Source organism: Burkholderia sp. R-40 (assembly GCF_049942845.1).
Lineage (GTDB): Bacteria > Pseudomonadota > Gammaproteobacteria > Burkholderiales > Burkholderiaceae > Burkholderia > Burkholderia ambifaria.
Window position 1 is genome coordinate 1,425,372 of the sequence record NZ_CP187967.1, and the last position, 23,831, is coordinate 1,449,202.

19 protein-coding genes are annotated in these 23,831 nt (G+C 66.7%); 7 read left to right on the forward strand and 12 right to left on the reverse strand.

Annotated elements, in window-relative coordinates:
• Positions 1-40: 40 nt before the first annotated feature.
• The 8 genes from ACP26O_RS06705 to ACP26O_RS06740 all read right to left on the reverse strand — a co-directional run bounded on the left by ACP26O_RS06705 (position 41) and on the right by ACP26O_RS06740 (position 9,279).
• The gene (locus ACP26O_RS06705; RefSeq protein WP_175663913.1) at positions 41-1,564 is read right to left on the reverse strand and encodes a UxaA family hydrolase; all 1,524 of its coding nucleotides are present in this window, start codon (positions 1,562-1,564) and stop codon (positions 41-43) included.
• A complete protein-coding gene (locus ACP26O_RS06710; protein ID WP_175663912.1) occupies positions 1,561-2,721 on the reverse strand; it encodes a mannitol dehydrogenase family protein in 1,161 nt (386 codons plus the stop codon). The genes ACP26O_RS06705 and ACP26O_RS06710 overlap by 4 nt, the downstream gene beginning before the upstream one ends.
• Before the next feature lie 24 nt (positions 2,722-2,745).
• The gene (locus ACP26O_RS06715) at positions 2,746-3,753 is read right to left on the reverse strand and encodes a zinc-binding alcohol dehydrogenase family protein (protein WP_175664184.1); all 1,008 of its coding nucleotides are present in this window, start codon (positions 3,751-3,753) and stop codon (positions 2,746-2,748) included.
• Positions 3,754-3,766: 13 nt separating this feature from the next.
• A complete protein-coding gene (locus tag ACP26O_RS06720) occupies positions 3,767-4,639 on the reverse strand; it encodes an amidohydrolase family protein (RefSeq protein WP_175663911.1) in 873 nt (290 codons plus the stop codon).
• Positions 4,636-5,652 carry an aldo/keto reductase gene (locus ACP26O_RS06725; protein ID WP_175663910.1) on the reverse strand — a complete coding sequence of 339 codons (1,017 nt, stop codon included), beginning with the start codon at positions 5,650-5,652 and terminating at the stop codon, positions 4,636-4,638. The genes ACP26O_RS06720 and ACP26O_RS06725 overlap by 4 nt, the downstream gene beginning before the upstream one ends.
• Positions 5,653-5,720: 68 nt before the next feature.
• Positions 5,721-6,668, reverse strand: coding sequence for an ABC transporter substrate-binding protein (locus ACP26O_RS06730; RefSeq protein WP_175663909.1), 948 nt, complete (start codon positions 6,666-6,668; stop codon positions 5,721-5,723).
• A 39-nt stretch (positions 6,669-6,707) separates the two neighbouring features.
• On the reverse strand, positions 6,708-7,739 hold the full coding sequence (locus ACP26O_RS06735; RefSeq protein ID WP_175664183.1) for an ABC transporter permease: 1,032 nt from the start codon (positions 7,737-7,739) through the stop codon (positions 6,708-6,710).
• Positions 7,732-9,279, reverse strand: coding sequence for a sugar ABC transporter ATP-binding protein (locus tag ACP26O_RS06740; protein ID WP_175663908.1), 1,548 nt, complete (start codon positions 9,277-9,279; stop codon positions 7,732-7,734). The genes ACP26O_RS06735 and ACP26O_RS06740 overlap by 8 nt, the downstream gene beginning before the upstream one ends.
• A 239-nt stretch (positions 9,280-9,518) precedes the next feature.
• Here ACP26O_RS06740 and ACP26O_RS06745 point away from each other — a divergent pair, with 239 nt between their 5' ends.
• From ACP26O_RS06745 to ACP26O_RS06765, 5 genes are all read left to right on the forward strand, one after another.
• Positions 9,519-10,223 carry a FadR/GntR family transcriptional regulator gene (locus ACP26O_RS06745; RefSeq protein ID WP_105787298.1) on the forward strand — a complete coding sequence of 235 codons (705 nt, stop codon included), beginning with the start codon at positions 9,519-9,521 and terminating at the stop codon, positions 10,221-10,223.
• A 382-nt stretch (positions 10,224-10,605) separates the two neighbouring features.
• Entirely contained in the window at positions 10,606-11,067 is a 462-nt protein-coding gene (locus ACP26O_RS06750; protein ID WP_006754739.1) for a (2Fe-2S)-binding protein, read from the forward strand.
• Positions 11,064-13,388, forward strand: coding sequence for a xanthine dehydrogenase family protein molybdopterin-binding subunit (locus tag ACP26O_RS06755; protein WP_175663907.1), 2,325 nt, complete (start codon positions 11,064-11,066; stop codon positions 13,386-13,388). The genes ACP26O_RS06750 and ACP26O_RS06755 overlap by 4 nt, the downstream gene beginning before the upstream one ends.
• Before the next feature lie 452 nt (positions 13,389-13,840).
• Positions 13,841-15,670 (forward strand): acyl-CoA dehydrogenase, encoded by a 1,830-nt coding sequence (locus ACP26O_RS06760; RefSeq protein WP_175663906.1) that lies wholly within the window; start codon positions 13,841-13,843, stop codon positions 15,668-15,670.
• A gap of 126 nt (positions 15,671-15,796) precedes the next feature.
• Positions 15,797-16,777, forward strand: a complete 981-nt coding sequence (locus tag ACP26O_RS06765; protein ID WP_175663905.1) for an NADPH:quinone oxidoreductase family protein — start codon at positions 15,797-15,799, stop codon at positions 16,775-16,777.
• 158 nt (positions 16,778-16,935) lie between these two features.
• Here ACP26O_RS06765 and ACP26O_RS06770 read toward each other — a convergent pair whose 3' ends face one another.
• On the reverse strand, positions 16,936-18,306 hold the full coding sequence (locus ACP26O_RS06770) for an ATP-binding protein (protein WP_175663904.1): 1,371 nt from the start codon (positions 18,304-18,306) through the stop codon (positions 16,936-16,938).
• Entirely contained in the window at positions 18,307-19,032 is a 726-nt protein-coding gene (locus tag ACP26O_RS06775) for a response regulator (RefSeq protein ID WP_175663903.1), read from the reverse strand.
• Between the two features lie 246 nt (positions 19,033-19,278).
• Here ACP26O_RS06775 and ACP26O_RS06780 point away from each other — a divergent pair, with 246 nt between their 5' ends.
• Together ACP26O_RS06780 and ACP26O_RS06785 are read left to right on the forward strand one after the other, a co-directional pair.
• Positions 19,279-20,025, forward strand: coding sequence for a MipA/OmpV family protein (locus tag ACP26O_RS06780; protein ID WP_011656559.1), 747 nt, complete (start codon positions 19,279-19,281; stop codon positions 20,023-20,025).
• A 273-nt stretch (positions 20,026-20,298) separates the two neighbouring features.
• On the forward strand, positions 20,299-20,619 hold the full coding sequence (locus ACP26O_RS06785) for a hypothetical protein (protein ID WP_175663902.1): 321 nt from the start codon (positions 20,299-20,301) through the stop codon (positions 20,617-20,619).
• A gap of 73 nt (positions 20,620-20,692) precedes the next feature.
• On the opposite strand, the gene ACP26O_RS06790 is transcribed toward ACP26O_RS06785, so the two are convergent.
• Positions 20,693-21,919 carry a transglycosylase SLT domain-containing protein gene (locus ACP26O_RS06790; protein WP_175663901.1) on the reverse strand — a complete coding sequence of 409 codons (1,227 nt, stop codon included), beginning with the start codon at positions 21,917-21,919 and terminating at the stop codon, positions 20,693-20,695.
• Positions 21,920-22,374: 455 nt separating this feature from the next.
• A complete protein-coding gene (locus ACP26O_RS06795) occupies positions 22,375-23,535 on the reverse strand; it encodes a porin (RefSeq protein ID WP_011656562.1) in 1,161 nt (386 codons plus the stop codon).
• Positions 23,536-23,831: the final 296 nt, after the last annotated feature.

Below are 23,831 nucleotides of genomic sequence, written 5' to 3' on the forward strand. Positions count from 1 at the left end.
GGTGACGATTGCCGGAGATGAGTGGGAGCAGGGCAGGGCATCACATGATCGGGCCGCGCAGCCACGGCACGAACTCGCGGTCGCCCATGCCGTTCTGCTCGCTGCAGGTGCGTACGCCCGACGCGACGTCCAGCATCAACCGGAACAGTTGCGCCCCTGCCTGCCCGACGGAAAGCGAACCGTCGATGATCTCGCCGCCATTGAAGTCCATATCCGAGCGCATCCGCTCGAACAGGCCGCTGGTGGTCGCCAGCTTGATGGTGGGAACCGGCTTGGAGCCGAACACTGAACCGCGCCCCGTCGTAAAGCACACCAGATTGGCGCCTCCGGCGATCTGTCCGGTGGCGGATACCGGGTCGTAGCCGGGCGTGTCCATGAAGACCAGGCCCGATTCCGATACGCGGTCGGCATAGTCATAGACGGCGTTGAGCGGGCTGCTTCCGCCCTTCGAAACCGCGCCGAGCGACTTTTCGAGAATGGTCGTGATGCCGCCGGCCTTGTTGCCGGGCGAAGGGTTGTTGTTCATGTCACCGCCCGATTCGCCCGCATACCGTTCCCACCAGCGCAACTTGTCGAGGAGCTGCTCGGCTACGACGCCGGACGCGCGTGCGGTCAGCAAATGTTCGGCACCGTAGATCTCCGGTGTCTCGGAAAGAATGGCGGTGCCACCGTGGCGAACGAGCAGATCAACCGCTGCGCCGAGCGCGGGATTCGCGGTGATCCCCGAGTAGCCGTCGGAGCCGCCGCATTGCAGGCCCACTTTCAGCCGCGCGGCGGGAACTTCGGTACGCGTCATGCGATTGGCTGCCGTCAACATTTCGCGGACGATCGCGACGCCGCGCGCGACGGTTTCACGCACGCCGCCTTCATCCTGGACGACGAGGGTCCTGACCGGCGCAGCGTGCGTTGTTTCAACGGACGTTGCAAGGGCACCGACCTGGTTCACCTCGCAACCGAGGCCCACCAGCAGCACGGCCGCGAAGTTCGGATTGCACGCGTAGCCGGTCAGCGTGCGACGAAGTACGGCGATGCCGTCTCCGGTTGCGGACATCCCGCAGCCGCTCTGATGCGTGATCGCAACTACGCCGTCCACCGATTCGAACGGAGCCATCGCGTCGCCCTTGAACGCGTCCGCAATCGCGTGACAGACGCTGGCGGAACAGTTGACGCTGGCGATAACCCCGATGTAGTTGCGTGTGCCAACCTGTCCGTCCGCCCGCACGAAACCCTGAAACGTTTCCTGCCGGTCTGCTGGCGCGAGCGCGTGACCGGCATCGACGTGCGCGGCACGATGCGCGTGATGCTCGGGCATCCCGACGTTATGAACGTGAACGTGCTCGCCGGGCGCGATATCGTTCAGCGCGACACCGATCGTTTGCCGGTACTTGATCACCGGGCTGCCTCGCACGATGCGGCGGGTCGCTATCTTGTGGCCCGCCGGAATGGACGTCATAACGGTGGTCGCCAGGCCGCTCACTTCAATTGTCGTGCCGGCCTCGAGCGTTCTCAATGCCACCGCTACGTTGTCGTCGCCATGAAGCATGACGACCATCCGATCATTCATGATGCATTTGCCTCTTTGGTTGAGGGTGTCACGCCATGCCGCGCGAGCGTATCGCGCAGCCGCGTCTGATCAGGCGCGACCCCGAGCGAATCGGCCAGTTCGATCAGCGGCAGAATCCGCCGCCGGACCTTTTCGACATGGTTGCCGGCAATGTCCGCGATGTGATGGTCGAGATACGGATTGAGAAACCGTTCGCGCACACTTGCAACGTACTGCTCAGCGCGAACGCGCATCCCGAGCGCATCGAATACGGGCAACACTTCCTCGCCCCAGACGGCCTCGATGCCCTCGCGCAGCGTCGCGTCGTTCATCGCCTCGAACACGGTCAGCGCGCTGTTTCGGCGCTGCATCAGCCACTGGTCGGCGAGCCAGGTATGCCCGACGTTCAGAAAGAACAGCTTGAGCTGCTCATGGCTGAGCAGGTCGTCGGTGACGACGATATGTTCGTGTGTGCACGGCAGTTCCATGCCCGGTTGTCGTTCGATGGCCCAGAGCGCGTAGGGCTCGGCCACGGCGCCCACCGGTTCGATCGGTTCGGACACGATCCGGTCGACCAGTGAGTTGACCCAGATGCATTGTTGCGACAGATACGTGACGAAGGGCGCGGGCAGCGCCCATTGTTCAGCGAGGCCGATGACCAGCGCGCGCAGCGTGTCGCCGTTGCGCGCGACGAGTTCGCACGGAAAGATCGACACGCCCGCACCGGGCCGTGCGCACCATCGTGCATGCAGCAGCGTGAGCAGCTTGGCGGGGAAGCTGCGCGGGACATGACTGTCCCGCGCGAGCAGGGTCGGTGAATCGCGCTCGTCGAGACGGTAGCCGGCGTCGCCCGTGTTCGACACAATCACGCGGACGTCATGCGTGACCGCATGCCGGATCATCGCCCAGTCGCGATCGGCGATCCATGCAGCGCGCACCGCGCGGCAGTGGACGACCGTATCCACGATCGCACCGTGTTCCCTGCCGCGGATCTTCACCGGATAACTGCCTGACTGGGCGAGTGCGGCGATGCGCGCATGGCTTGCCGGATTGTCGGTGGTCTGCACCATGCGGATTCCGCCGATCGCATCGCCACGCTCCAGCGCCTGCGATACGAACAGGGCGACATGGGCCTGGAGAAACCGGCTGGTGCCAAACTGAAGAATCGGTTCACTCATCTCGAACGGTTCCCGCGAATTCGGTCAGCACTCGACCAGCGCCTTGACGACGGTCTGCCCGGGTTCCATCAGTTTCGGGAACTCGACGGGTACGTCCGACAGGCTCATCCGATGCGTATTGAGCGCCTTGTCCGGAATGCGGCCGGCGCGCATCGCGTCGAGGACCGTCTCGAAGTCTTCGGCGGTGGCGTTGCGGCTGCCGAGCAGCGTGGCTTCGCGCTTGTGAAACTCCGGATCGGAGAACGTGATCTCGCCCGGGACAATCGAAATCAGCACGTACTTGCCGCCGTGGGCAATGAACTCGAAACCGCGATTCATGGCCTTCACGTTACCCGTCGCGTCGAACACCACATCGAAGAACTCGCCGTTGGTCATCGTCGACAATGCGTCGACGTCGGTCGGCCCCGTCTGCACCGTCGCAACGGCGAAGTGTTCTTGGCAGAACGCAAGGCGATCGGCGCGCGTGTCCAGGCACGTGACGTGTGCGCCTCTCAGCTGGGCGAACAGCATCGCCGCCATGCCGATCGGCCCCGCACCGACCACGAGGATTCTTTGGCCGGCGGACACGGCGGCACGCCGCACCGCGTGCGCACCGATGGCCAGGAACTCGATCATTGCCGCCTGGTCCAGCGTGACCCCTTCGGCCTTGTGCACGAACTGCGCGGGCACCGACAGATATTCGGTCAACGCGCCGTCGCGATGCACGCCGAGCACCTTGATGTTGACGCAGCAGTTGGTCTTGCCTTGTCGGCACGCGATGCACTGTCCGCACGACAGGTAGGGCATCACATAGACCGCGTCTCCCGGCGCGACGTGCGCGCCGGGATCGGCCTCGGCCACGATGGCGGACAGTTCATGGCCCATGACGCGCGGATATTGCAGGTACGGTTGATTGCCCGAATAGATGTGCATGTCGGTGCCGCAAATACCGACTCGTTGCACGCGCAACAATATCTCGCCGTCGGCGCGGGAAGGCGGCGCGCGATCTTCGTGGCGCAGTACGCCGGGCGATTCGCAAATGATACTGAGCATGGTGACGTCCTCGTTATTGAGCGTGTTGATCGCCGGACGGCCGATCGATTCTGTAGAAGTGGCATGCATTGCCGCCGAAAACGCGCGCACGTGCGTCGGGCCCGAGGAAGCGGTCGCAGCATTGTTCGCACCATGCGAGCCAGGCGCCGTAGTCGCCAAAATGGCCGGCAAGGCGCGAGACGGGCCAGTCACTGCCCCAGATCAGCCGGGACGCGCCGAACCACTCGCATACGGCGCGCACGTACGGCTCGACGAGCAGGAGATCGGGATGCGGGCCGGCTTCCGTCCACAGTCCGGAGAGCTTGCAGTGCACGTTCGGATGCGCGGCGAGTTCGCTCATCGCGACGTGCCACGCTTCACTTCGGCCCGATGCGATGGGTGGCTTCGCGGCGTGGTCGATCACGATGCGCAGGCGAGGGTAGCGGCGCGCGAACGCGAGCAGCGCGGGCAGATGGCGCGGCGTGACGAGTGCGTCGAACGCGAGGTCGTGCGCGAGCATGGCGTCGATGGCCGGCTCGAGAACCGGATCGTCGATCCAGTCGTCATCGGCAAGATCCTGCAGCATCGGGCGAATGCCGCGGAATTTCGGCTCACGAGCGAGCGACTCGATATGGGCCGGCGCATCCGTGGATTTGAGGTCCACCCATCCGACGACGGCCGATACGAAGCTCGTTCGGGATGCAACGTCGAGCAGATAGCGCGTGTCTTCCTGAGTCGGTAGCGACTGGACAAGGACAGTCCGCTGCACGCCGGACTGCGCAAGCAGCGGTTCGAGATCCTGAGGACCGAAGTCCCGATAGATGGCATCCAGCGTTTGCGGAGGCCAATAGCCTTCGCGACTGGCCATCTGCCAGAAGTGCTGATGAGCGTCGATCCGGAACATCACGAGCACACCTCCGGAACCGGCGCGGCTTCGGCGATCAGCCCATCGCGTTGCAACGCGGTCCACAGCTCCGGCGGGAGCGGCGTTTCAAGCCAGGCGATGTTCTTCTGCAACTGCTCGATACTGCGCGCCCCGACCACGCAGGACACGACGGCGGGGTGCGCCAGCGGAAACTGAAGTGCGGCCGCGGCAAGCGGTATGCCGAAGCCGGCGCATACCTCGGCGAGACGCGCGACCTTTCGGATTACTTCGGCCGGCGCATCCGCATAGTTGAATTTGCCGTTTCCGACCAGCACGCCCGAGTTGAACACGCCTCCGGCGACGATCCTGACATCGTTGCGCACGCATCTATCGAGCAAGGGCGTCAGCGCCTCCTGTTCGAGCAGCGTGTAGCGACCCGCGAGGAGGATGACGTCGAGATCCGCTTCCTGCATTGAATCGACGGCGACTTCCCACTCATTGACGCCGAGTCCGATGGCGGAAATGGCACGGGCATCGCGCAGCTCGGCGAGTGCCCGGAATCCGCCTCCGCGGGTCAGCTGTTCCCAGTAGTGGGCATGCCGATCGCCGTGCGTGGCGGCACCGATATCGTGAACATAGAGGATGTCGATCGTCCGCATGCCGAGGCGTTGCTGGCTGTCCTCGTACGAACGCATGATGCCGTCGAACGTATAGTCGAAGTGAGGCCGGAAGGGCAGCGGGTGCGCCCAACCGTCGTCGCCGGGCTGAACCGTATCGTCGGGCCGCATGAGCCGCCCGACCTTGGTGCTCAGCACATAGCGTTCGCGCGCCCGCGCCTGCAGCGATTGTCCGATGCGCCGCTCCGACAGCGTGTAGCCGTAGAACGGCGCGGTGTCGAAATAACGGATGCCGGCATCCCAGGCCCAGTCGACGAGCGCATCGGCCTCGGCGGTCGACATCGACTTGTAGAGGCCGCCCAGTTGCGAGCAACCGAAGCCCAGTGTGCTCATGACCAATCCGCTACGGGGTAGCGCGTGCGTTGCAATGGCTTTCATGGCGTGTATGTGAATGGAGGAGATGCCGACGGGCGGCCTGGCAGAGCGCCGCCGCGACGCCGCGTTCGTCAGTACAGGACGTTCTTCGCTGCGGGCGAGTCGAGATTCTGCTTTTCGACCATCAGCACGCCCGTGTCCACCTGCTTGGAAACAGGCTTGCGCTCGATCACGTTGACGAGGGTCTCGATGCCCTTGTAGCCCATCTGGTACGAGCTCTGAACGGCGATGGCCTGAATCGTGCCGTCCCGAACGAATCCTTGGAGGTCCTGATTGCCGTCGAAACCGATCGCCACGACCTTGCCGCCTTTGCCCGACTGCTGCAGCGCGCGTCCCATCCCGACGGCGGTCGGTTCGTTGGCGCCGAAAATGCCCTTGAGGTCGGGGTTCGCCGACAGGACGTCGGTCGTCTGGTTCAGCGCATTCGCCATCTGCGACTGCGAATAGAACGGCCCCACCACCTGCAGCTTCGAATGCGCGGCGATGTACTTGCGGAATCCGCCGACGCGGCCGACTTCCGAACCGGCACCCGGCACGTACGACATGACCGCGACCTTGCCGGTCTGCCCGACGCGGTCGATCATTGCCTTCGCGCAGAGTTCGCCGGCTTTCGCGTTGTCGGTCGACAGGAACGACTGGTAGTACTGCTTGCCGGCATCGGATACGGTCGAGTCGATCAACACCACCGGAATATGCGCTTCCCACGCTTTCTTCATGGCCGGCACGAGTGCATCCGGATCGGACGGCGCGAGGACGATGCCGGCGACATGCCGGTTCACCGCGTTCTCGACCATGTTGACTTCGTCGGCGATCGCCGATTCCGCGGCGGGACCCTGGAACGTCATGGTGTATCCCTTCGCATTGGTCATGGCGGCGGTGGCGCCTTTCTGCACGTTCTGCCAGTAGTTCGAATTGGCCGTCTTCACGATCACGGCAATTTCGCCTCCGGCGGCCTGCGCATGCGCGCCGAACATCGCGCACAAGATTGCCGCCGCTGCCAGTACGGATAGTTTTTTCATGTCTCGCTCCTTGTTGGTGGTTGGAACTTCGTCTTGTGATTACAACTTCCGGTTGCGGAGTTGATCGATCCACACGGTGCCGAGAATGACGACGCCGATGATGATCTGCTGGATGAAGCTCGACACGCCGTTCATGTTCAGGCCGTTGCGCAGCACGCCGATCACGAATGCGCCGATGGCGGTTCCGGAGATCGTGCCGACGCCGCCCATCAGCGACGTGCCGCCAATCACCGCGCTGGCGATGGCGTCGAGTTCGTACATCACGCCTTCGTTCGGCTGGGCCGTGACGAGACGCGACATCAGTACGCAACCCGTGGCGCCGGCGAGCAATCCGGACAGGACGTAGGTAAACAGCTTGACGCCTTGCACGTTCACGCCGGACAGACGTGCCGCTTCCGCGTTCGATCCGACCGCGTAGATGTGGCGGCCGAGCGACGTTCGCGACAGCAGCACCGAGACCGCCACGAACAGGGCCACCATGATGACGACGGGGTAGGGAATGCCGGGAAAGATCGTGTCGGGAAAGCCGTCGGCCCCGACGTGCGAGATCTTGAAGAGGGCGCCGTTGCCGAGCTCGCCGAACGCGTCGCCGAGCCCCGACACGGGTCGGGCGCCGGTGATCTGCAACGCGAGCCCGCGGGCGACCAGCATCATGCCGAGGGTGGCGATGAACGGCGGCAGCCCCATGTGCGTGACGCAGATCCCGTTGACCCATCCGCATGCAGCGCCGACCAGCATGCCGCCCAGCATCGCGACGGGGACCGGAATGCCGGCCTTGACGAGCAGCGCGGCGGCAACGCCGGCCAGTGCCAGGACCGATCCGACCGACAGGTCGATGCCGCCGGTAATGATCACGCACGTCGCGGCCACGCCGAGATACGCGATCGACGTCACCTGAAGCGACACGGTCATCAGGTTGCCGACGGAGAAGAATGCGGCGCTGGTCAGCGAAAACGCGACGATCAGCACGACCAGGCTGCCCAGCGCGGCAAATTTCTGGATCAGGTCGCGGCGTCGCTGCCGTGCCTGTTTATCGACGGCCGGCGTGCGACCCGATGTGATGTCAAGCATGACTTCTTCCTGATGCATGATGCAAGATCTCCTCCTGATTGGTCTTTCCGGTTTCAAGCACAGCGGTGATACGTCCTTCGTGAAACACGGCAATGCGATCGGTCATGCCGAGCAACTCTGGCAGTTCCGAACTGATCAGGACGACACCGACGCCATCGGCCGCCAGGCGGTCCATCAGCCCGTAAATCGCGTATTTCGCGCCGACGTCGATGCCGCGCGTCGGCTCGTCGAAAAAGAGGATGCGCGAGCCGCGGTATAGCCATTTGCTGATGACGATCTTTTGCTGGTTTCCGCCGGACAGGTTCCGCGCGATCTGTGCGACCGTCGGTGTGCGGATGCCCAGTTCGCGCACGTAACGCTCGGCGATGGCCGTTTCGTCGGCGAAACGCAGGAAGCCGCGCGACGAGATCGCCGCGACGTTGGCCAGCGTGATGTTTGCGGCGACCGGCATCGCCAGCGCGAGGCCGTCCTTTTTCCGGTCTTCGGACAGGTAGGCAATCCCGTGGCGAATGGCTTCGCGCGGCGAGTTGATCTCGACCGGCGTATCGCCCAGCAGGATCGAGCCGGCATCGGGCCGCTCCGCGCCGAAGATCGCGCGGGCGACTTCGGTGCGTCCGGCACCCATCAGCCCTGCGAAGCCGAGAATTTCGCCCTTGCGAAGTTCGAACGACACAGGGCCGAACGTGCCGGTTCGTTGCAGGTCGCGTACCTTCAGCAGCACCTGATCGGTGGGCGTGGATCGACGCGGCGGGTAGGCATCGTCGAGCGGACGGCCCACCATGCGGGCGACGATCTCGTTCACCGACGTCGCTGCAAAATCGCTCGTGGCAATGTGGCGCCCATCGCGCAGCACCGTCACGCGATCCACGATTTCGGCCATCTCGTCGAGTCGGTGCGAGATGTAAAGGATGGCGACGCCTTCGCTGCGAAGCTCCTTGATGATGCGAAACAGCTGGACCGTTTCCGATTCGGTCAGCGACGACGTGGGTTCATCCATGATGAGCACGCGCGCGTCGAGTGACAGCGCCTTCGCAATTTCCACCATCTGCTGCTGTGCAATCGAGAGCGAGCCGACCAGCGTCGTGGGCGACACGTTCAAGCCGATTCGTTGCAGACACAACTGTGCGGCGCGGTTCAGCGCGCGGTAGTCGACGAACGGGCCGCGCTTGGGCTCGCGCGCCAGGTAGATGTTCTCCGCCACCGACAAGTGGGGCACCAGGTTCAGCTCCTGATGGATGATCGCGATGCCTGCGGCTTGCGCGTCGGTGGCGGACGAAAACTGCACGGGCGCCCCGTCGTAGAGGACGACGCCGTCGTCCGCGCGGTATTGCCCGCTGATGATTTTCATCAGCGTCGACTTGCCCGCGCCGTTCTCGCCGCACACGGCATGAACTTCTCCCGCTCGTAGATCCAGATCGATGCCGTCGAGCGCCACGACGCCGGGGAAGCGCTTGCCCACGCCCTGCAGCTGCAGGATGGTTCGAGTAGTCGGCCCGTCGCACGAAAGGGGTGGCGATTGCCGCAAGTCGGCAGGGGTCATGCGTGTCTCCGTAGGTCACTGGCGCAGTCGCCGAGCGGCAACTGGCCAGTCCAGTTGCAATGAATTTGAGTATCGGGCGCTTATCTGGTCAAGCCAATTGTGATTATTTTGAAGTGACCATACCAATGGTGTTAACCCTTGTGTCGCGTCTATCCCATGCTGGTCCGGGGTTTCGCCGCCGTGGTAGACTCCGCGTGAACGCGAAGCTCCGGCCATTTCGGTCGACCATTTTTCGGATCATGAAGCAGACAGAACCCAAGCGGCTTTACCAATCCGTGGCCGCGCAAATCCTTGCATTGATCCGTCAGGGTGGCATTCCCGCCGGTGGGCGACTGCCACCCGAGCGCGAGCTCGCGACCACGCTCGGGGTCTCGCGCCCGTCGTTGCGCGAAGCCTTGATCGCCCTCGAAATTGGTGGGCAGATCGAGATACGTCTCGGCTCCGGGGTCTACGTTCGCGATCCGGGCGAGAGCGACGGTGGCGGGGTGCCCGCGTTGGGCGAGAGCCCGTCGGAGCTGATGCAGGCGCGCGGGGCCATCGAGGGTTCGGTGATCGTGCTGGCCACTGCGCGATTCTCGGCAGCCACGCTGGACCGATTGCGTCGCACGGTCGAGCGCATGAAGCGGCTCGCCGTCGCGGGAAAATCGCCGGTCGATGCGGACCGGCAGTTTCACATGCTCATTGCGGAGGTGGCAGGCAACTCCGTGTTGAGCCGCTTCGTGGGCGAGTTGTTCGATAGCCGACACGATCCGATTGCCGCCGCGATTCGCGGACATTCGGAAAGCCCGGAAACTTGGGCTGCCGCCGTGCGGGAGCACGAGCAGATCCTGAAGGCGTTGCAAGCGGGCGATCCGATCGCGGCGCAAACCGCGATGCGCGCCCATCTTCAAGCGTCGGAGGAGCGCTGGATCGGCGGCGCATTGCAGCACGGGACGGCGCCCTGACGGCGCCGATATCGGTCCCGCGAAAGCGCTGACGTCCGGCCCGCGCAGCCATGCGCGCAAAGCCGAAACGCGTGTATTCATCTCGCGTTCGGCAGGTCGCGGAATCCCCCCGAATCACCCCCAAATCGCCCACCATCCGACGACAAAGCGCAATTCATCTGATAATACGCGCGGCGATCCACGCGAACGAGCAATCGCGCGAATCCCGCCGAACGTTGCACAGGCAACCAGGCGGCAGCATCGCCCCGATTGCGTCGTCACCCGCCGCAATCCGGAAAACGAAACGGCGTCAGGCCCACCTGGTCGTTCGGAATGTGCCCAGCGCCGTTCAAATCCCCACACGACGCCCGCGCGACGCGGCGTCGCAACCAGGAGGTGAACGATGATCACGCTGACCGTCAACGGTGGCGAACGGCATTTCGACGGCAATCCCGACATGCCGTTGCTCTGGTATCTGCGCGATGTCCTCGGCCACACGGGCACCAAGTTCGGCTGCGGGATGGCGCTGTGCGGCGCCTGCACCGTGCATCTCGACGGCGTCGCGATCCGGTCGTGCATCACACCCGTCGCGGCCGCCGCGGGCAAGAAGGTGACGACGATCGAGGGCCTGTCGACGGACGTGAACCATCCGCTGCAGCAAGCGTGGCAGGAACTGAACGTCGCGCAATGCGGCTACTGTCAGTCCGGGCAGATCATGCAGGCCGCGTCGCTGCTCAAGACGAATCCCCATCCGAGCGACGCCGACATCGACGACGCGATGTCCGGCAACATCTGCCGCTGCGGTACCTATACGCGCATTCGCGCGGCGATCCGGCTGGCGGTGCGCCGCGGAGGTGCCGCATGAACGCGCCGGAACTCTCCGTCCACAATGAAAGCCGCCGCGCGTTGCTGCTCGGCTTCGCGTCCGGCGGACTGCTGCTCGCGTTCGGCGTGCCGTCGCTTGCGCGCGCGGCCGCGCCCGCGCAGCCGCCGGTCAGCCCGAATCCGCAGTACGGCGGCGCGGGCATGCCGCACGGCTTGCGTGACGATCCGCACCTGTTCGTCGCGATCGGGCCCGACGGCACGGTGACGGTGACCTGCATTCGCTCGGAGATGGGACAAGGCGTGCGCACGAGCGTCGCGCTCGTGGTCGCCGACGAGCTGGGCGCGGACTGGGCACGCGTGAAGGTCGCGCAGGCCGTCGGCGACGAGCCGCGCTACGGCAACCAGAACACCGACGGTTCGCGCAGCCTGCGCCAGAGTTTCGCGGCGCTGCGCCGCGCGGGGGCGGCCGCGCGCTCGATGCTCGAGCAGGCCGCGGCGGCGACCTGGGGCGTCGACGTGCGTCAAGTGAAGGCGACGGTGCACGAGGTCGTCGATACGAAAACCGGGCGCAAGCTCGGCTTCGGTGAACTGGCCGCGAAGGCGGCCGCGCTGCCCGTACCCGATACGCAGAGCGTGGCATTGAAGGCGCCGGCCGAGTTCCGCTATATCGGCAAGGGCGAAACGGCATTGATCGACGGACGCGACATCGTCGGCGGCCGCGCGCACTACGGGATCGACACGCGGCTCGACGGCATGCTGTACGCGGTCGTCGCGCGTCCGCCGGCCTATGGCGATACGGTCGCATCGTTCGACGCGTCCGCCGCGGAAAAGCTGCCGGGTGTCGTCAAGGTCGTGCAGCTCGCGTCGACGCCGCTGCCGTCCGGGTTCCAGCCGCTCGGCGGCGTGGCCGTGATCGCACGCGACACATGGACGGCCATCCAGGCGCGCGCCCGACTGAAGATCGACTGGAAGCATGGGCCGCACGCAGGCTACGATTCGGCGGCCTACCGCAAGACGCTCGAAGCGGCGGCCGCGCAGCCGGGCGACGTGATCCGCGATGATGGCGATACGGCCGCGGCGCTCGCGGGCGCCGCGAAGCGGGTGCGTGCGACGTACTACATTCCGCATCTCGCGCACGCGACGATGGAGCCGCCCGCGGCCGTCGCGCGCGTGGCCGACGGCCGCTGCGAAGTCTGGACCTGCACGCAGGCGCCGCAGACCACGCGCGACGAAATCGCGAAGGCGCTCGCGCTGCCGAGCGAGCGCGTCACGGTCAACGTGACGCTGCTCGGCGGCGGCTTCGGCCGCAAGTCGAAACCCGACTACGTGGTGGAGGCCGCGCTGCTATCGAAGGCAGTGGGGGCGCCCGTGAAGCTGACGTTCACGCGCGAGGACGACATCGCGCACGACTATTTCCACGCGGTGTCGCTGGAAGCGTTCGACGGCGGCCTCGATGCGGCGGGAAAGGTGGTCGCGTGGCAGCATCGCACGGTCGCGCCGTCGATCCAGTCGACCTTCAGGGCCGGCGTCGTGCACGAGCAGGCGGGCGAGCTCGCGCAAGGTATCGCCGATCTTCCGTTCGCAGTCCCGAACGTACGGATCGAGAACCCGGCCGCGCAAGCGCACACGCGGATCGGCTGGTTCCGTTCGGTGTACAACATTCCGCACGCGTTCGGGATCCAGAGCTTCGTGTCGGAGCTCGCGCACGCGGCGGGCCGCGACCCGAAGGATTTCCTGCTCGACCTGATCGGGCCGGCGCGGCGGTTCGAGCCGCACATCACGGTGAAGAACGTGAACTACGGCGAGGATCCGGCGTTGTATCCGGTCGATACCGGACGGCTGCGGCGTGTGATCGAGACGGTCGCGCGCGAAGCCGGCTGGGGCCGCAAGCTGTCGAAGGGGCACGGGCTGGGGATCGCCGCGCATCGCAGCTTCGTGTCGTACACGGCGGTCGTGTGCGAAGTGCAGATTGGCGCGGACGGCGCGATTTCGGTGCCGCGTGTCGACATCGCGATCGACTGCGGGCCGCAGGTCAACCCGGAGCGCGTGCGCTCGCAGCTCGAAGGCGCGGTGGTGATGGGGCTCGGCATCGCGCTGCACGGCGAGATCACGTTCAAGGACGGGCAACCGGAGCAGAGCAATTTCAACGGCTTCCAGGTGCTCCGCATGAACGAGGCGCCGCGTGAAATCCGCGTGCATCTGGTCGCGCCGGACGACTATGCGACACCGCTCGGCGGCGTGGGCGAGCCGGGCCTGCCGCCGGTCGCGCCGGCGCTGACCAACGCGATCTTCGCGGCAACCGGCACGCGGATTCGCAGCCTGCCCGTCGCCGATCAGCTCGCGAAGCAAAAGGTCGGTTGATACGCTGTCGCGCGCCGGGCCGTGGGCAGGGCGGCGCGCGTACGGGTGTGCGGCACCCCCGGCGGCGCATCCATCGAATGCCTGCGCTTGCCGATTGGCGGCGCGAAGCCGGAGCATTGTTGTTTGCGAACGACCGTGCTAAATTCTCCGCCAGCACTTGCAGTCACCGACCCAATCATCCGGTGCCGGCAACCGGCGCCCACGGGCGCGCCGACGCGCCGCCCGACCGCGAAGCATGGGACCAGAGCAAGCGCTAAAGCGTTAACTCTGGTCGACCGCGAAGCATGGGACCAGAGTAAGCGCTAAAGCGCTAACTCTGGTCGACAGGAGACAGACGTGATGGAGCATGCATCGATCGAGCACCCGCGGATCGACCGGGCCGCGCACGACCGGGCCGCGCACGAGCGGCCGTCGACGATGGGGAAAACGCAGGCCACGCGGAGGGCGTCACGATGAGCCTGCTGATGTCGCGACGCGATCTCGCGTTCCTGCTGTACGACTGGCTCGATGCCGACGCGCTCGGCGCGCTGCCGCGCTATGCGGAGCACAGCCGCGAGACCTTCGATGCGGTGCTCGATACCAGCGAGCGGATCGCTTCCGACCTGTTCGCGCCGCATGCGGCGCGCGGCGATCGCGAGGAGCCGCGGTTCGACGGCGAGCGCGTGACGCTGATCCCCGAAGTCGAGCCGGCCGTGCGCGCCTTCGCGGCTGCCGGCCTGATCGCCGCGGGCCAGGACGAAACGTTCGGCGGGATGCGGTTGCCGAAGCTCGTCGAAGCCGCATCGTTCCTGTTCTTCCAGGCCGCGAACATCGCGACCGCCGCGTATCCGTTCCTCACCGTCGCGAACGCCAACCTGCTGCTCGCGCACGGCAGCCCCGCGCAGATCGACGCGTTCGCGCGTCCCGAGCTGGAAGGGCGCTTCTTCGGCACGATGTGCCTGTCGGAGCCGCAGGCCGGCTCGTCGCTGTCCGACATCGTCACGCGCGCCGATTTCGAGTGTGCGTCGCCGCTCGGCCCGCGCTACCGGATCACCGGCAACAAGATGTGGATTTCCGGAGGCGAGCACGAGCTTGCGGAGAACATCGTCCATCTCGTGCTCGCGAAGATTCCCGACGAACAGGGCCGGCTTCTGCCCGGCACGCGCGGCATCTCGCTGTTCATCGTCCCCAAGAACCTGCCGACCGACGACGGCGCCGCGCGCGGCGAGCACAACGACGTGGTGCTGGCCGGCCTGAATCACAAGATGGGCTATCGCGGCACGACCAACTGCCTGCTGAACTTCGGCGAAGGCACGCGCCATCGTCCGCAGGGACGCGCCGGCGCGATCGGCTATCTGGTCGGCGAACCGAATCACGGCCTCGCCTACATGTTCCACATGATGAACGAGGCGCGCATCGGCGTCGGCGCGGGCGCGGTGGCGCTCGGCTACACCGGTTACCTGCACGCGCTCGACTACGCGCGCAACCGGCCGCAAGGGCGCGCGCTCGGACCGGCCGGCAAGGACGCGGCCGCGCCGCAGGCGCCGATCGTCGCGCATCCGGACGTGCGGCGCATGCTGCTCGCGCAGAAGGCGTACGTCGAAGGCGGGCTCGCGCTGATCCTGTACTGCGCGCGGCTCGTCGACGAAGCGCGCGCGCATGACGATGCGGCGGTGCGCGCGGAGGCCGCGCAGCTGCTGGACATCCTGACGCCGATCACGAAAAGCTGGCCGTCGCAGTGGTGCCTCGCGGCCAACGATCTCGCGATCCAGGTGCATGGCGGCTACGGCTATACGCGAGACTATCCGGTCGAGCGACTGTATCGCGACAACCGCCTGAACCCGATCCACGAAGGCACGCACGGCATCCAGGCGCTCGACCTGCTGGGTCGCAAGGTCGGCCAGGACGACGGTGCGCTGCTGCGCAGGCTCGATGCGCGCATCGGCGCGACGCTCCAGCGCGCACGGGCCGTGGACGGCGACGCGCGCGCGCATGCCGATGCGCTCGCGCAGCGCTGGGCGCGGCTTGTCGAGGTCACGCGCGCGCTGGCCGCGCTCGACGATCCGCAGGTGCGGCTCGCGAATGCGAGCGTTTACCTGGAGGCGTTCGGCCATCTGGTCGTCGCGTGGCTGTGGCTCGACGTGACGCTTGCCGCGCACGGGCACGACAGCGATTTCCACGACGGCAAGCGCGCCGCCGCGCGTTACTTCTTTCGCTGGGAGCTGCCGAAGGTGGATGCGCAGCTCGATCTGCTGGCGAGCGTCGATACGACGACGCTCGAGATGCGCGACGCGTGGTTCTGAGCGTCGCGATGCACGGATGACAGTGCCGCGGTGCAGGCCGATGTGCGTGCGCCGCGCGCCGCTTGCGCGGGCGTGTCCCGCTGCCGTATCGATGCGCGGCGATGTCGCGCAAGGAGAGAGGAAAGCATGAAAGCCCTGATGTGTACCGCATTCGGCCCGATCGACCGCTTGCGTATCGACGACGTCGCGATTCCCGAACCGGCCGCGGGCCAGGTGCGGATTCGCGTGAAGGCGGCGTCGCTCAATTTCCCCGATGCGCTGATCGTCCAGGGGCTGTATCAGGTGAAGCCGGCGCTGCCGTTCTCGCCCGGAGCGGAATTCGCCGGCGTGATCGATGCGGTCGGCGACGGCGTGAGCGCATGGCGGCCGGGCGACGAGGTGGTCGCGTTCACCGGTCACGGCGGCTTTGCCGAGCAGTGCGTGGCCGACGTGCACCAGATCGCGGCGCTACCGCCGGGGATGACGTTCGAGCAGGGCGCGGCGCTGGTGCTGGCCTACGGTACGTCGCTGCATGCGCTGCAGCAGCGCGCGCGTCTGCTGCAGGGCGAGACGCTGCTGGTGCTGGGGGCGGCGGGCGGCGTCGGGCTGGCGGCGATCGAGATCGCAAAGGCGCTGGGCGCGCGCGTGATCGCGGCCGCGTCGAGCGCGGACAAGCTCGCGCTGTGCCGCGCAGCCGGCGCCGACGACACGATCGACTATGCGACCGAGGACCTGCGGCGCCGCGTCGACGAACTGACGGGCGGGCGCGGCGCGGACGTCGTCTACGATCCGGTCGGCGGCGCGTACAGCGAGGCGGCGTTGCGCGCGACCGCATGGCGAGGCCGGTTCCTCGTGGTCGGTTTCGCGGCCGGCGAGATTCCGAAGATCGCGCTGAACCTGGCGCTGCTGAAGGAGCGCGATATTCTCGGCGTGTTCTGGGGCGATGCGGTGCGGCGCGATCCCGCGGAGCACGCGGTGAACATGCGCCAGCTGGCGCAATGGTTCGCGGCCGGCAAGGTGCGGCCGGCGATCACCGAGCGCGTGCCGCTGTCGGGTGCGGTCGACGCGATCGCGCGCATGGCGAACCGGCAGGTCAAGGGCAAGGTCGTGATTCTGCCGGACGCGTGATTACGCTGACAATGGACCATGCGGCGGCGGTCCGATGCGCGGCGGGCGGGAGCGGGGCGGCGCATCATGTGCCGCCGTGCCGCCGTGCCGCCGTGCCGCCGTGCCGCCGTGCCGCCGTGCCGCCGTGCCGCCTCGCCACCGCTCCGCCGCGCATCCGCTCAGCGGAGCAACGAAGCCGCGCCGGCCAGATCGGCCCGGCCGCATGCCGGACTCGCCTGCGCGTTGCCGCGGAAGTCCGGCAAGGTCCGCGCCGGCAGCGAAATTACGAAGCGTGCGCCGCCGAGCGGCGAATCCTCGAGTCGCACGTTGCCGCCGTGCACGAGCGCGACGCGCCGCACGATCGCGAGCCCGAGGCCGAACCCGCCGGTCTGCCGGTCGCGGCTCGAGTCGAGCCGCTGGAACGGTTCGAACACGCGCGCGCGCTCGGCGGCCGGAATGCCGGGGCCGTCGTCGTCGACGCTCAGCACCAGCGCCCCTGACGCATCGTGCGTCGCGGACAGCAGCACCGTGCGCGCCGCATAGCGCGCGCTGTTGCGGATCAGGTTGAGCAGCGCGCGAGCGACGAGTTTCGGATCGCACACGTGGGTGGCGGGTGCGCCGGTCGTCGACACGTCGAGCGTGATGCCGCGATCGGCGAGGTCGTTCGCGACGTTGCCGGCGACGCTGTCGATCAGCGCATCGACGACGACGTCCATCGGCGCGAGCTCGCTGGCGCCTTGTTCGAGCCGCCCGATCGTCAGCAGCTCGGTCACCAGCTCGTCGAGTTCGCGCACGTCGCGCCGCAGTTCGTCGCGGCGTTCGCGCATCCGGCCGCTCTCGTCGGATTCGGCGAGCAGCGCGAGACCGAATTCGAGGCGCGCGAGCGGCGTCTTCAGCTCGTGCGAGATCCCGTGCATCATCTCGCGCTGCTGCTTGATCGACGCCTCGATCCGCTCGGCCATGTCGTTGAATTGCTGCGACAGCTCGTAGATGTTCGACCGGCCGGACAGCTTCACGCGCGTCGACAGGCGGCCCGCGCCGAACGCATGGGCGGCGGCCTGCAGCCTGCGCAGGTCGCGCCAGTGATACGAGATCCACAGCACGACCGCGAACAGCGCGGCAAGCGCGAGCAGCAAGTAGGCGTAGATCTTGATGTCGAGGTCGAAGGGCTGGATCGGGCGCGCATGCAGCACGGAACCGTCCGCGAGCGGCATGTAGTAATCCTTGCCGTCGTAGCCGATCGCGATCTTGCCGGCGTCGAGGTCGCGCAGTGGCGCGCCGCTCAGTTGCGCGCGGGCTTCTGCCATCGTCACGAAGTCGAATCCTTCCTTGCCGTGCTTCGCGAGCTCGCGCAGCGCGAGCGTGCGCTGCGCGCCCGGATGGCGTTCGAGATAATCGTTCAGCACGAACGCGTAGGTGGTCAGCGAGTCTCGCTGCGCCTGCGCCGCGCGTTCATAGAAGATCCGGTCGAACGAAAACTGGATGAACGCGATCGATCCGGCGCCGCACAGGATCACGATGAGGTACAGCCTGATCAACGGACGCAGCATTTATTCGTCCCACGCGGAAGGGCTGAACAGGTAGCCGCGGCCCCAGATCGTCTTGATCTTGTGCGGCTCCGACGACGCATCCTCGAAACGGCGCCGCAGCTTCGAGATGCCGGAATCGACCGAGCGGTCGAGCCCGTCGAACTCGATCCCGCGCAACTGCTTCAGGATATCGTCGCGGCTCAGCACGGTGCCGGCCGCGCGCGCGAGGATCAGCAGCAGGTTGAATTCGGCCGTCTTCAGGTCGACCGGATCGCCGCGCCACGTGACCGTGCGGTTCGGCGGCGAGATCGTCAGTTCGCCGAAGATCAGCGCGTCGGGCGCGGCGGCGCGGGTTTCCGTCGCGGCCGGCCGTGCCCGGCGCAGCAGCGCGCGGGCGCGCGCGACCAGCACGCGCGGCTCGATCGGCTTCGTCACGTAGTCGTCGGCGCCGGTTTCGAGGCCCGCGACCTGATCGTAGACGTCCGCGCGCGCGGTGAGAATCAGCACCGGGACGTTGGTGAATGCGCGAATGCGCCGGCACACTTCCATCCCGTCGAGATTCGGCAGCATCAGGTCGAGTATCACGAGCGCGGGCTCGTGCTCGCGCACCGCCGCGACGGCCAGGTCGCCGCGCCGCACGACCGTCACCGTGAATTCATAGTTGTCGAGGTATTCGCGCACGAGCTGCGCGAGGCGGTCGTCGTCCTCGATCAGCAGCACACGGTATTTGAGCGGATTGTCGTACATGGTCTCCTCGATATGCGCGCGTCGTCCCGGCTCCCCGCACGCGGGCGCGCGGCGCGGCACGCGAATTCTAGCCGGCGTTCCGGCGCCCCGGGCAGCAGGACGACAATCGCGAACAATCAAACACAATTGAGCACAGATTCCCCGCAGATTACGGACAACCCCGGTGCACGGAGGCACCTAGACTGCGGGCTCAGTCACTCATATCTCAATATTGTGCGCTCAACCCTTCGCCGTTCCCGCTATTGCGTGCCGCTTGCCGGCCTGACCCTTGCCGCGGCCGCTCACGCGGAGAACCAGTATTCGATTTCGCTCGGCGGCGGGTTCGCGCCGCGCTACCCGGGCAGCAACCAGTATCGCGGCATCGTCGCACCGGGGCTTTCCGCGAAGTTCGGCAAAGGCTTCTTCATCGATAGTCGCGAAGGCGCCGGCTACCGGCTGGACCTGCCGCATGGTGCGTTCGTGTCGGCGGCAGTGAGCTACGACCCCGGCCGCGCGGACGAGAACCGCTTCGACCTGCCGGGTTCGGACTACCTGAAGGGGATGGGCCGGATTCCGGGCTCGGTGCTCATCGGCGTGCGGGCCGGCGTGACGCTGCTCGACGCGGCCGAACTGAGCGTCACGGTCGACACGCCGGTGACGCATACGTCGCGCGGCGTGTCCGGGCATGTCGATCTCGCGGTGCCGGTGTTCAAGACCGCGCAGCACGAGATCGTCGTGACGGGCAGTGTGCATGCCGGCACCGGCCGCTATACGCAGACGTTCTACGGCGTGACGGACGCGCAGTCGATGACGAGCCGCTTCCGGCCATATTCGACGAGCGGCGGGATCGACAGCGCGACGGTGTCGGTCGCATGGAACTGGAACCTGTCGCGGCACTGGTCGGTGCTCGCGACGGGCGGCGTGACGCGGCTGCTCGGCCGCTATGGCGACAGCCCGATCGTCCAGTCGCGCAGCAACTACTACGGGATGGCCGGCGCGACCTACAAGTTCTGAGCGGGTGGCCGGCGCGCGCTTGCCGCCCACGAAGCGTCGGCGTCGCGCCGTTGCCGCGCATCGCGTGCGGTAACATGCAGGCGGTTCCGGCACCACGCCGGGCCTGCGACGCCGGCGTGTCGAATCGATTCGACCGCGTCACGCAACGCCGCTGTGTGCCGGCCGGCATCCGTCAGGAAACGGCCGGTGACGCGCGACACCCATCACGCATGCAATGCCCGGCCGTGCACGACTGCCGTACATGGACCGCCGGGCCGCGACAGGGAGAAGCCAGTGAAGAACACGATCGCGATGCTCGTTGCACTTGTTGCGAGCGCAACCTTTGCAGGATGTGCGGACATGAACACGAAGCACCCCAACGCAACCGCCGGCGGCGCGGCGCGACACGCCGCGCCGATGTGCAGCGCAGACGCCGCGCCGGACGATGCGCTGATCGGCAAGACCGAAACGGAGGCGGCCGCGCTGCTCGACGGTTGCCTGTGGCGCGTGCTCGAGCGCGACGGCAAGTCGTTGCCGGGCACGATGGACTATCGCGAGGAGCGCCGCGACCTCGGCATTCGCGACGGCAAGGTGATCTGGGTGCGGCGCGGGTGATGGATGGGGCCGGCGGGGCCGGCCGAGCCGCATATCGTAGGCAGGCCGCGACGGGCGTGCGGACCCGTGCGCGTTACTTCGAGATATACCAGAGCGCGTCGGTGCTGACGCGCGCGGCCGGCGCCTGAGGTGTGGCGGCCGGCGGCGGCGTATTCGACGTCACCGCGGTGGGCCACGTGGCCGGCGTGTTCGACGAGATCGACGAGGGTGACGCCGGCGCGGTATTTGCCGTGTTCGCGGTCGCGGCCGATCCCGACGTCGACGGCGTGTTCAGATACCACAGCGCGTCGGCCGACGCCGTGCGCTTGGTCGACGCATTCGCGGGCGGTTTCCCCGCAGGCGTCGTGGTAGCCGTCGTTGCCCCCGAACGTGATGCTCCCGCCGCCGCTCCAGCTCCTGCCTGCGTCGTTGCCCCCGCCGCGCCGCGCTGCGCGCGCGCCTCGAACGGCCCGAGCTGGAAGATCAACGTTTGCGCGGGGCGCGTCAGAACGGCATACGGGAATTGCAGCTCCCACGACATCAGCACGCGGCCGGACGACGTTTCGGTGAAGATCGCCGGCATATGCTTCATGTCGCTGAACTGCACGTAGATCCGCGCGCCATCGTCGAACACCTGGGTCGGCTTGGCCTGGTCGGCGCCCGTGACGGTCCAGCCGAAGTTGTACGTGCCGGCCGGGCCGGCGGGACCGCCTTGCGGTGGCGGCGGCGGGGCGGCCGGCGACAGCGTGCGGGCCCGCGCGGCCGGCGGCGCGGATACGCTCAGGCTCGCGAACGGGTTGTACGCCTGCACCTGCTGCGGCGGCGTAAAGGAAGGAGGCAGGATGGGCATGGGAGTATCCGGCGAATCCGGCATGGTCCGGATTGCATCATAGACCTTGCGGGCATACGCGAGGCGCTTGTCGGGCGACGCGGCGTTGTACGCGCCGATCGCGGTCCAGTTCGCGCCGAGCTGGCGGATGTTCTGCGACAGGATCCACGCGCCGACGTACGCGTTGGTGCACGCATCGAACAGGCTTTCCCGCGTGATGCCTTCGCGCGCGAGCGTCGGCAGCCAGGTGCTGTTGATCTGCATCAGGCCGATGTCGACGGTGCCGTTCGTGTTGGTGTTGACCGCGTTCGGATTCATACCCGATTCGACCTGCGCGATGCCGCGCAGCAGGCTCACGCTCACGTGCTGGAACGTGGCTGCATCGTCGAGGCAATCGGCCCACGCGGCGCCGTGCAGCGCGCACGACAGCGCGATCGTCGCGGTGATCTTCGGCGTGGCGTGGCTGATCGAACGGGCAGTATGACGCGGCATGGCAGGATGGGGCGGGATCCGGCCGCCCGGTGCAAGGAAATTACGCAGACGCGAAGTGTGCCATAGCGCGCAGTCAAATGGCTGGCGTCAAACTTTCCTTTGCATTTGCCGGTGCGTTTATCGCGCATTTTCCGCTGCGCGGGGACCGTCGCGGGACCGGATGGGATCGGTAAAAACGGCTGATTTTCGCGCGCAGGCGACGCTCGAGCGGAGTCGCAATACTGACGTCGCGCGTCAGGTGCGCCGTGAATGCGGAATACTGCGATGAATCATGCAGCGATGTGAAACGAACATGGTGCGGCCGCCGCTGCGGGGCCCGGAAATGGCGGCGGCGGCCGTAGCCGCCGTCTTGGCGAATCCGCAATCCGGCATCCGCGATCCGATACCGACCGGCCGGCCGCGCGGCACCCCGACACCGCGACATCACGACACCGCCCGCAGCCGGCCCCCGTCGCTCAGAAGCGGTGACGCAGCCCGAGGTTGACCATCGTCTGCGAGCTCGTGCCCGCATAGCCGTACGACGCGATCGACGCCTGCGCGGCCATCGATCCGCCGTGGCCGTCGCCGGTCTGGCCGCTCGCATGCTGATACGCGGCGCTCAGGTACACGTCGGTGCGCTTCGACAGGCTGTAGTCCGCGCCGGCCGACACCTGGTGATAGGTCGCCGACGTATCGCCGCCCGAGCGCGTATAGCTGTAGCCGACGCCGACGAGCAGCGCATCGGTCGCCTGGTAGTTCACGAAGCCTTGCCCGGTGTTGTAGTGCTCGTTCGAGTCGAACGCCGAGCTTGCGTCGCGACGGTACTGCGCGTTGCTGTAGCCGAGGCCGAACGTGAACGGGCCGGCGACGTACTGGCCCGCGATGCGGGCGATGCCGATCGAGTGCGCGCTCGCATAGCCGCTGTTGATCGGGCCGTCGAAGGTGCCGTCCGACGAGCTGGTCCAGCCGTCGCGCAGGCCGTTCGACGCGGGGCTGTTGGTCGCGTGGAAGTAGCCGCCGGCGACGCTGAACGGCCCGTTGTTGTACGACACGGCAGCCGAATACGACTGCGCGGCGCCGGTGCTGCCGGCGATGCCGCCGAACGAGTACATCGCGGAGAACTGCAGCCCCGAATACACGGCCGACGTGTACTTCACCGCGTTGTCGACGCGGAAGCTGTTGTCGTAGTTGTCGACGTCGCCCGGTGTCGCGAACACGCTGCCGAGATAGTTGTCGGCGGTGATGCCCTGCACGAGGTCGACGAGCGGATCGTACTGGCGGCCGAACGTGAGCGTGCCGTAGCGCTCGCTCGTCAGCCCGACGAATGCCTGCCGGCCGAACAGGCGGCCGCCCTGGCCCTGCCGACCGTTGCTCGGGTCGAAGCCGTTCTCGAGCTGGAACAGCGCCTTCAGCCCGCCGCCGAGATCTTCGGTGCCTTTCACGCCCCAGCGGCTGCCGGAGAGGTTGCCCGCGCTGCTGTTGCCGAGCATCCATGCGTTGTCCTTGCCCTGCGCGTGATTCACGTACGTGATCGACGTGTCGATCACGCCGTACAGCGCCACGCTCGACTGCGCGTGCGCGGCGGGGATCGCGGCGAACGACGCGAGCGAAATCAGCGAGAGGGTCGTGCGTTTCATTTCATCTCCTTGCCATGGGGTGCGTGAACCGGAATGGCAGGAGACTACAGAGCCGCCGTCGAACGGCAAAAATGGAATTCTCCGATGTGACCTAAAGCAGACAGCCGCATGCTGCGCAAAGGCCTGTTGAGAGATTCAGATTATTGAGCGCTGTGTGCTAATCGACCTGAATTTCAAGATAGTGCGAGCGGCGTATTGCCGGATTCGTGATAATTCCGTGGGATTTTCGATCCGATTTCGCTAAAACGGCGTTTGTCATGGATTCGTCAATTCATTATTTAATGGAATCGAATCGC